At 46.7% G+C, this 6452-nt stretch carries 7 protein-coding genes; all 7 read left to right on the top strand.

The window, feature by feature from the left end:
- The coding region (locus PVV59_RS09055) for a glycine-rich domain-containing protein (RefSeq protein WP_273755779.1) at positions 1-927 on the top strand (927 nt) is incomplete at its 5' end.
- A 183-nt stretch (positions 928-1110) separates the two neighbouring features.
- Positions 1111-2394 (top strand): phage tail sheath C-terminal domain-containing protein, encoded by a 1284-nt coding sequence (locus PVV59_RS09050; protein ID WP_273755781.1) that lies wholly within the window; start codon positions 1111-1113, stop codon positions 2392-2394.
- Between the two features lie 3 nt (positions 2395-2397).
- Complete coding sequence (locus tag PVV59_RS09045; RefSeq protein ID WP_273722152.1) at positions 2398-2916, top strand: phage major tail tube protein; 519 nt, start codon at positions 2398-2400, stop codon at positions 2914-2916.
- Positions 2917-2925: 9 nt separating this feature from the next.
- On the top strand, positions 2926-3339 hold the full coding sequence (locus tag PVV59_RS09040; protein ID WP_273755778.1) for a hypothetical protein: 414 nt from the start codon (positions 2926-2928) through the stop codon (positions 3337-3339).
- 131 nt (positions 3340-3470) lie between these two features.
- A complete protein-coding gene (locus PVV59_RS09035) occupies positions 3471-5804 on the top strand; it encodes a phage tail tape measure protein (protein ID WP_273755777.1) in 2334 nt (777 codons plus the stop codon).
- Between the two features lie 13 nt (positions 5805-5817).
- Positions 5818-6279, top strand: coding sequence for a phage tail protein (locus PVV59_RS09030; protein ID WP_273755776.1), 462 nt, complete (start codon positions 5818-5820; stop codon positions 6277-6279).
- The coding region (locus tag PVV59_RS09025; RefSeq protein ID WP_273755780.1) for a tail protein X at positions 6276-6452 on the top strand (177 nt) is incomplete at its 3' end. The genes PVV59_RS09030 and PVV59_RS09025, both read left to right, overlap by 4 nt.

The raw sequence follows: 6452 nt of genomic DNA, 5'->3' as shown, positions 1-6452 counted from the left end.
ACCGGCAAAGTCACCATGAGTGGCGGTTTAGAGCTGTTGGGAAACACATCATTGAATATTACCCATAACAACAAAGTGATCACTAACTTAAGTACAAGCGGAAGCTCGCTTAAAGGACCACTGAAAATCGATGGTGATGTTGTTTATACGAAGGCGCAAGTGGATGCAGCCATCTTGGCAGGGATAAAGAGTCTTAAAAAAGATTTGACCGATAAAATCACCAATTGGCCGGCTCTTGCCGATGCTGAGTTGCTCTATACGCATAACGGAAAAATTCAGTGGCCCGATTGGGTCACAGATAAAACCAAAGTCGAAATTACAGCCTGGGGTGGTGGGGGTAGTGGTGGTAGAGCGTTTGGGATAGGATTAGGAGGAGGTGGTGGAGGTGGTGGTTGTTCCGTCTGGTATGGCTATAAAGTCAGTTTAAACGGTCATGAGGATATCATCATTGGTAAAGGAGGGGCTTCTATTGCAAAGAATTTTGTAAGAGGTAAGCCTGGAGAAACAACAACCATTGGCAAAAATTTTATTACCGCTACCGGAGGAAAGGGTGGTGGGGGAGCTGACGCCCGTATCTCTCACTCGGGATTTGGTGGTAGTACGAATTCCTTCTATTCAGGCTCTGGTGGTGCTGGAGGCGTGGGAGGAAATTTTGGTTTAGCAACAGACGAACATCCAGGACTTGCTAAAGGTGGAAATGGTTGTGCTGGGACGAGTGGAATTAATGCAGAAATGAGTGGTAATGGCGGTGATGCTGGGGGTGATACATCAAGGGGGGGCGCTGGAGGAACGGGACAAGGCTCATATTATAGTTCAGGAAAAGCAGGGCGTGGCTTTGGTGGTGGGGGTGCTGGTTCTCATGGGACTGATTGTTCAAGTGGTGCTGGAGCAGATGGCGCTGTCCTTATAAGATTATGGAAAAATTAAATACAAAACCAAAGAGAGCGCAAATCAAATGGATAGCTGTTCTATAAGCTGGCTTTATATGATTTTCAAAGCCTTTTTATCGCTCTTTCAAAGTCCTTTGAAAGAGCTTTTTTGACTGACAGTGTCAGGCTTATGGAGCATGGTGATGATTGTTATAGTCTCTTCATTGATTTGGAGAGCAAGATGGCAACAGAATTTAATCATGGGATTCGCATTGTAGAGGCTGGTGAGGATTCCCGTCCTTTAGCAACATTTGATCAAACCGCCATTGGAGCGGTTGTTACAGCCCCTGATGCGGATGCACAGACCTATCCCCTTAACGAGCCCGTGTTGGTCTTTACCCATGAGACAGAGAAAATCCAAAAGCTTGGGACAAGAGGAACAGCCCTTGATGTTATCAATGCCGTTCGTGCGCAAGGGATTGAGGCACAAGTGATCCTTGTGCGGGTGGAGGAAAAATCCACTATGGCTGAGACCCAAACCGAAATGGTGGGGTCAAGTGTTTCTTTAACCGGTGTTCATGCGCTAAAACATGCACGGGGGCATTTAGGTGTGGAACCTGGAATTCTTTTAGCGCCAGCTTATAGTGCAGGGCGGATTGACAATGGCAAAAACCCGCTAGCAGATGCTCTAGAACAGGTTGCCGAAAAGCTACAAGCCATTGCCGTGTTTGATACGGGGGGCAAAAATACGGAAGAAAGCCTTGCCTTTCGCGCGGATTTCTCCTCACGCTTTTGTTATCTGATTGACCCCTTTGTGCGGGTAGCAAATAGTGAGGGGGGCTTTAGTATCAAACCAGCAAGCCCCTTTGTGGCGGCGATGTTTATCAAACGGGACAAACAAAGGGGCGGTGTTTTTTGGTCTCCCTCCAACCAAGATGTGCATGGTATTTTAGGCACAGCACGCCCCATTAGCTATTTTGATGGGGAAATTGATCATGAGGCTAATCGCCTCAATCAAGCCGATATTGCCACCTTTATACCGGCACGCCTTAGCCAAAATGCGCATGGGCAAATGGCTGCCAATGGGCGCATTTTATGGGGCAATCACACCACCTCGAGTGATCCACTCTGGCGTTTTGTCAATGTGGTACGCACCCGTGCAGCCTTGGAAAAAACCATCATTAACAATTTCCGCCCTTGGGCAAATGACGAAAACCTGACCGGTCAACATGTCATTGCCATTACCCGCAGCCTTACACAGTTTCTGGATGATCTGATTGCGCGTGGTGCACTGCTTGGTGGGCGGGTTTGGTTTGACCGTGATTTGAATTCAAACAGCACTTTACAATTGGGAAAATTGCGGGTCGAGTTTGATGCAGAAGAAGTGCCACCTTTAGAAGATTTGAGTTTCGGCAGCCGACGCAATAGCGCTTATTTTGACCGTTTGGCGCAAGATATCCAAAAGAAAATGACTTATCAATTTGGCGATACGCTTGAAACTTATCGCAAAGCAGCAAGGAGTTAAAGCATGACTTTACGCATTGTACGCGGTTTTACGCTGATTGTTGATGATGATGTGAATCTTCACCTTGATCTTGAAACGCTCAAACTGCCCACGTTGGAAGAAATCACCGAAACCTATCAACCAGGGGGCTCTGACATGCAAATTGATGTGAGTGGTCTTGGTGTGAAAGCTTTGAGTTTACAAATGAAAATCCGCAGCCACACGCCTGAAATCATCGGTATTTTTGGTGGTTCCCCTGGTCTTCGTCATAAATTTACCGGCAAAAAACATGTGGTGTCTGAAGAAGATGGACGCGAGCATGAACATTCCATTGATGTTACAGGGCGCTTGGTCAAAGTCGATAGTGAAGGTTTAACGGCTGGAAAAGCAACAGGCTATGATTGCGAGATCAAAAATATTTGGGACTATACGGAATTTTGGGATGGTTCTGTTTTGCATCGCTTTTCCTTTAAACGGGGCGGTTGGCTTGTCCGCAATGGGCAAGAGATCGGTTCTCGTCGACGCTCTATTCTCAATTTATAGGAATTAATCATGACAAGTTTACAAACAAGTGTTGAGGTGGAGTTGCAGGTTCCCCTTCTTTATCAAGACAAGGATGGCAAAGAATCAACACGGCAAAAATTGATCTTTTATCGCCCAAACTTCAAGCAAGCACGCCAATTAGCTGTGTTGATTGGACCACAGCTGGCAAAGTTACTTTTGCCCGCTGTAGAAGAAGATAAAATACCTTTGAGCAATGATGTTCTCATTGCCAAGCTTTGTGAGGCTTTATTTACCCATGAAGCCATGGAAGGAATCGCCGCGCTTCTGGCAGAGATGTCTCATGAATCTGTTGAACTGATTAATCGTCTTGATATTGTTGATCTTATGGCCGTGTTTAAGGTTTTTTTTGCTTTTTTTCCCAAACACCAATCCCCTATGCCGGACAATTTGGAGCAGAACTAGCCCTTTATTACCACTGGTCTGCTCTAGAGATCAATCAGATGGATTGGCTGGAAGTGATTGCCTATCGCGAAGAATTAGTGCGCTTGAAACAACAAGAATATGAAAGCCAAATGTTAGGATAAGATACGCTTATGGATGTTTCCCTTGTTGTGCGTTTTGTCAATCATCTCCAAGAGGGGATCGCCTCTGCCAAGCGAGACTTAAGAGCCTTTAGCCTCGATATTGCGCATTTCCAAAACCAAACACGAAAGCATTTTAAAGGGTGGTTTGACCCTGAGCACTTGAAGGAATCTACAGAAAAAGCGCAAAATGCTTATATTCATGCGCGTGGGCGCATGGTGGGTGCCATTGCTCAAACGGCAACCTTAATTGCCCCTCTGTATAAAGCCATGCAATTTGACCAATCAATGAAGGGCTTGGAAAAGGTTCTGGATGCCCCCCTTGATCGTTTAAAGGAATTGCGTCGTTTTGCTTTGGAAACCTCCACCAAAATTCCTCTCGCCGCCCGTGAAGTTTTAGAACTGATGACCAGTGCTAGCCAAGCAGGGATTGGTGAACAGGATTTAGAAGCTTTTAGTGTTTATGCCGCCAAGGCAGCTGTTGCTTTTGATATGAGCGGAGATCAAATTGGTGAGCGCTTTGCCAAATTGCGCAATGTCTTTAAGCTTAATCAGGTAGGTATTGAAGATCTAGGCGATGCTATCAATCATCTCTCGAACCACATGGCGGCCAAGGCAAGTGAAGTGTCTGATTTTACCAATCGCGCCACCGGTGCGGCAACCATGTTTAAACTGACAGCACGTGAGACGGCGGCTTTTGGGACGGCAATGATTTCTGCTGGTATTGTCCCAGAGAGTGCCGCACGTGGTTTTAATGCTATGAGTGCGCGCATACAGGCAGGAGGTAAGCATATTGAAGATGCTTTTACCAATATTGGTCTCTCTCGCCAAAAATTTATGGAAGATTTGGACAAAGATGCTACCGGTACCTTGGTGCGCTTTTTTGATGTTTTAGCAAAATCAGAACAGGGTATGCGTTCGCTGATTGCCATTGCTGGGCGAGAGTTTACCGGTGATTTTGCCAAATTGGTTGGCAATCCCGAATTGCTAGGGCATGCTTTAGATTATGTGAAAGACCCAAAAGTCTTTAAAGGCTCTGTCGAACAAGAGGCAGACAAACAAGCAACCGGTGCCATGCGGCAATTTGAACTGTTGCAAAACCGTATCGTTGCTTTGGGGATTACCATTGGTGAAGTGCTTCTGCCCCCCCTCAACAGTTTGATGGAAACTGTTGGCAATTTTACCAATGGGCTTATGGCGTGGGCGAATGCCCATTCCACTTTAACAAGTGCCATTATCAAAACCATTGCCGCCCTTATGGCTTTTAATATTGCTCTACGGGTTTTGCGCTTTACTCTTGCCGGGACCCGCCTTGGGGTCCTGCAATTGATTGCCTCTTTTATCAAGATGAGGGCTGTGAGCGGTGCGCTGAAGGCAAGTTGGCGCGGGCTTTTGGCTTCAGGGCGCTCACTGGGCTTGCTTACCGCAGGACTTGGGGCACGTTTCCTCAAACTTTTGCGCCCCATAACCTTATTGATGGGTGCTTTGCGGGGGATTGCTGTCTCAGGGGCGGCATTTGCGAGCAACTTTGGTTGGGTAGGAACTGTAATCGAAGTGGTTGGGGCTGGCATGTCCTCTGTTGTGGGAGGGCTTTTTACCCCGGTAGGGGCTGTGATTGCTGCTGTTGTGGCTGTTATCCTCGCTGCTGGTTTTGCTTTGTGGAAATATTGGGACCGCTTTTCTTCTTTTATAAAGGGCTTTGCACGGGGGATAACACGGGCTTTTGGCCAAGCCTTTGAAGCCGTCATGCGTTTTTTTGGTGCTGATACCAGCACCATCACCCGTTGGAAAAACATCATTGCTGCTGCTTTTGATTTCTCTCAAAATTGGCAAAAGTTTAAACAAGAACTTTCTTCTGTTGCTCAAAGCTTTGAAGATTTGTGGGATGGGATTAAACAAAGCCTTTCCAACTTTTGGGAGTGGTTGAAGCGTTTTTTTTCTCAAGAAAAGCTCTCGGAGAGTGCTAAGGCGAGCATGGAACAAGCCGGAGAAGATTTAGCGGATTGGATTGTTAATGGTTTTATGGGCTCCATCTCACAATTGACGGACTTTTGTAAATCTTTACCTCACCGCATAAAGGGGTGGATTGGGTCGATTGATGTAAGAGATTATTTGCCAAGTTTTTTAGGAGGCAAAACGCCTCAGCCCCTTGTACAATTTGCAGGCGCTGGGCATGGCCATAGCTCTGTTCCAGAAGCAAAAGACAAAGAACGCGTCCCCATTACGCACAATCAAAATGTCACGGTGCATGTCAATGGCGCGCGTGATCCCATTGCAACGGGTTATGCGGTTCGTCATGCATTGCAACGGGCACGCGCCAATGCCTTGCACGGGGGAACAGAATGAGGGGGAATAGACCATGCAAGATCCTTTGCTGATGTTAGGACCGCATCAATTTTATGTGGACTGGCTGAACTTCCAATCCTTTGAAGAAGAGTTTTCTGCCTCATGGGTTTGTCTAGAGCGTTTTGGTGGACCCCCTGGTTTACAATTTACCGGCTATGGCAATGATCCCAAAACCATTCATGGTGTGTTGTTTCCAGAAGAGTTTGGTGACCGGGTTGCCATTGATGCCATCACCAGAACCATACGTGCGGCTCAACCCGTTCAGATGATCCGTTGGATGAGTGATGATAGCTACAGTGCCTTAATGCTTGGATCCGTGGTGATTACCAGTGTCACGAAAGATCATGACTATATTAGCCGCTCTGGTCAATCGGGGCGTATTCGCTATTCCATTAGTCTGTTGCCGTTTTTTGATGGGGGAAAACCACAAGGTCAATATCAAGTGGGACAATATCAAGAGGAGGATAGTCCATGAAGATCCCCGCAAAGCAGCTTGTGGTCGAACTTGAGGATATGAGTCTAGACCTGATTTGTTATCACCATGCCTTGTCTGTTTTAGGGGATCGGAGGCAAGCTGGGTCATTGAGGGGCTATTGTGAAGCCACACTGGAAGCTAATCCAGAGATTGCCAAATATGGTGTGTTTTTA

The sequence above is a fragment of the Bartonella sp. MM73XJBT.G genome (assembly GCF_028618435.1).
In the GTDB taxonomy this organism is placed as follows: Bacteria; Pseudomonadota; Alphaproteobacteria; order Rhizobiales; family Rhizobiaceae; genus Bartonella.
Note: the sequence above shows the minus strand (reverse complement) of the source record. Positions and strands in the feature narration are given on the sequence as shown.

Excerpts from the sequence above, each read along its gene's own strand:
- PVV59_RS09050 (WP_273755781.1), top strand. The coding sequence starts at position 1,111 with ATGGCAACAGAATTTAATCATGGGATTCGCATTGTAGAGGCTGGTGAG.
- PVV59_RS09045 (WP_273722152.1), top strand. The coding sequence starts at position 2,398 with ATGACTTTACGCATTGTACGCGGTTTTACGCTGATTGTTGATGATGAT.
- PVV59_RS09040 (WP_273755778.1), top strand. The coding sequence starts at position 2,926 with ATGACAAGTTTACAAACAAGTGTTGAGGTGGAGTTGCAGGTTCCCCTT.
- PVV59_RS09035 (WP_273755777.1), top strand. The coding sequence starts at position 3,471 with ATGGATGTTTCCCTTGTTGTGCGTTTTGTCAATCATCTCCAAGAGGGG.
- PVV59_RS09030 (WP_273755776.1), top strand. The coding sequence starts at position 5,818 with ATGCAAGATCCTTTGCTGATGTTAGGACCGCATCAATTTTATGTGGAC.